4 protein-coding genes are annotated in these 2,545 nt (G+C 29.6%); 2 read left to right on the top strand and 2 right to left on the bottom strand.

Annotated elements, in window-relative coordinates:
- Nucleotides 1-122: 122 nt before the first annotated feature.
- Entirely contained in the window at nucleotides 123-416 is a 294-nt protein-coding gene (locus tag BPMYX0001_RS27015) for a barstar family protein (protein ID WP_006097360.1), read from the top strand.
- 119 nt (nucleotides 417-535) lie between these two features.
- Here BPMYX0001_RS27015 and BPMYX0001_RS27020 read toward each other — a convergent pair whose 3' ends face one another.
- Nucleotides 536-745: a hypothetical protein gene (locus BPMYX0001_RS27020; protein WP_033799455.1), complete on the bottom strand. Its 210-nt coding sequence runs from the start codon at nucleotides 743-745 to the stop codon at nucleotides 536-538.
- A 648-nt stretch (nucleotides 746-1,393) separates the two neighbouring features.
- Between BPMYX0001_RS27020 and BPMYX0001_RS27025 the strand changes: the two genes are divergently transcribed.
- Entirely contained in the window at nucleotides 1,394-1,870 is a 477-nt protein-coding gene (locus tag BPMYX0001_RS27025; RefSeq protein WP_006097363.1) for a hypothetical protein, read from the top strand.
- Between the two features lie 351 nt (nucleotides 1,871-2,221).
- Here the strand turns inward: BPMYX0001_RS27025 and BPMYX0001_RS27030 are convergent.
- Nucleotides 2,222-2,545: DDE-type integrase/transposase/recombinase (locus tag BPMYX0001_RS27030; protein WP_033799456.1), on the bottom strand; the 324-nt coding region annotated here is incomplete at its 5' end.

Raw genomic sequence — 2,545 nt, forward strand, 5'->3', positions numbered from 1 at the left:
CTATATAGATTCCGTTTTTTCTGGTTTGCTTCCGATAACAAAAATTATGTGAACTATTATTGAATTGAGGTTAAGAATGATACGATATAAATCTAAAATTCAATAGAGGTGTATTTTAATTAATGAAAAATGACTACAAAGTAACAACGATCATTGATTTAACCGGAGTAACAAACAATAGAGATTTACACTTGCTATTTAAAGAAAAACTTGTGTTTCCTGATTTTTACGGGGAAAACTGGGCTGCGTTTTGGGATGCTATTACGGGTCTAATTGAAATGCCAAGTGAATTGGTGTTTCAAGGATGGTCTAACTTCAATAAAAACTTACCTTCGGATGCAGCAATGTTAAAAGAAATTCTCGATGAATATAACAAAGAAGTAGCTTCTCAAAAATGCGAAATATATTTCCGATAATCTTGATTAAGTGAATGAAAAGTCTCTTCAGATCTTCTTCTGAAGGGACTTTTCTAGGTTTCTAGATACATTGAATACCAATAAGTGGGGTTATGTTAACTGAAGATGAAAAAATGTATTCATCCTTTTTTTATAAATTTATAATTAGTAATTGAAAAAACTGATGTGAGAATGGCAAGAATGCTGACAATAAAGATTTGGATATTTTCAACATGTCCTGTTTCAAAATAATTCATAAGTAAAGCTATAATAGATATACAAAGAGAAGCTAGTATTATCATGGATATTCTGTTTAATAAAATTTCTGTTTTAACTTGATTTGTTATCATACGAATCACCTCCTTATCTTATAAATTATTATAAACGAATTTAATGATTTTATCTTCCATTGACGGAAATTATGTAAAAAAGCTAATCTAGATTTAGCTTTTCTTTTTTGTTTACAGCTATCTTATCCTCTTTATTTATAGTGTTTTGAATGTATACTTTCCTTTCAGATTTTGAGGGTATCAAGGGAATTGAGGTAAAGTCAATGTTTGAGGGGAAATGAATCTAAACTAATATTAAAAAGTTTACTTTCAGGAATAATAAAAAAGAGTCCTATTAATTTAGGACTCTTTTCTGTTTTATGTATGAAGATGCTTAGCTTTTTAATTGATGATATGTTGAACTGATTGCTCCGACAATGAAGATTAAAACTAATGCACACATAATTAGAATACGATTCATTTCAGGTGAAGGATCCCAATTAATAATTGCAATGATAGAAACAAGTAATATGATTAAAAGATATATTTATGATATTGAAGATTTTTGTCATCGGTTGCAACAAACAAGCTTTCTGAATCGAATATATGGATGACACTTAGTGCAGGGATACAGAAGAAATTATTGAATAAAGTATATGTAAATAAACAAGAAAGACAATTATATTTAGAATTTTTATACAGTGGGTAGGATATTTTAGGAGGAGGAATATGACTTATTATTTAATAAGGTTTATATACGCTGTATTTACTTGGTTGTTCATTCTTTCAGAAACACTATTCTTTACATCAAATGAAATTAATGATCGAACGTTTTTTCAATCCTTAACATTATTTCTATTCCCTTTTTTTCTCGATTATATTAAAATCTTTTTGTCATACGAAGGGAAAGTCGGGATTCCAAGGTGCGTAACAGTATATATATATATATCATTTTTCACAACATGTGTGGGTGTTGCTTTTGGACTTGGTGGTTTGTTTAGTGAAGTCTTAAATGTAGATTCCAGTCATAAAACTTTAGTTTTCTTCAATTCTCGGGATATTCCGTTAAGCGATATTTGGTGGATAACAATTATTTGGGTGATTTTTTCTATAATTGATTTAATTTGGAAAATTATAAGGCACCGTAAAGAGATTAAAAGGGGTACAGAAACGACTCAGAAAACGAGGGTTCATTCAGAGAAATAAATACGAAACCGAGATACATTTTATCAAATTTTATTTCAAAGCAACAGTAAGGGGGCTTTTTTTGTACGCCAGTTCTTTACGTATATCCAAGAATTATAGTTCTCAATAACATGAAATTCATATTATTATAATTTATTAAACATGAATATAAATATAGTATATTAAGTAATAATATCTCATTCTTCTCTATTAGGATATACCTATATTTTTACTAATTTATTATGATATTGATGTTGATTTAAGATGATTTATATAAAATGAACAACTAGAATTTTCAAGGAAGGAAATGGGTTCTGGTGCAAAAATAAATTATAAAAAAAGTAGGACCTGAATTTCCTACTAAATTACAGATTATGATGCGATACCAAACAATTTATCAATGAAATCTTTTTGATTTTGGGCAGACTTTCCCCCTTGATGAAGTTGCTTCTTTTTCATCATATGCATCGCTTCTATGCCACTCAGTATGTAAGTGGCTGTACGGAATGATTTGAATCCTAACATCGAACGCACTCGCTTTTTAACAAATCGATGATCTTGTTCCACGATGTTATTAAGATATTTCACTCGCCTTATTTGGATGCCTACAGGCATCTTTTTTTCATTCTTCAACTCTTCAATTGCTACAGGATAGGCGGGATTCTTATCGATGGTTATCACACGAGGCTGTGAAAC

Source organism: Bacillus pseudomycoides DSM 12442 (genome assembly GCF_000161455.1).
In the GTDB taxonomy this organism is placed as follows: Bacteria; Bacillota; Bacilli; order Bacillales; family Bacillaceae_G; genus Bacillus_A; species Bacillus_A pseudomycoides.

Coding starts and splice junctions, on each gene's coding strand:
- BPMYX0001_RS27025 (WP_006097363.1), top strand. CDS start 1,394: ATGACTTATTATTTAATAAGGTTTATATACGCTGTATTTACTTGGTTG.
- BPMYX0001_RS27020 (WP_033799455.1), bottom strand. CDS start 745: ATGATAACAAATCAAGTTAAAACAGAAATTTTATTAAACAGAATATCC.
- BPMYX0001_RS27015 (WP_006097360.1), top strand. CDS start 123: ATGAAAAATGACTACAAAGTAACAACGATCATTGATTTAACCGGAGTA.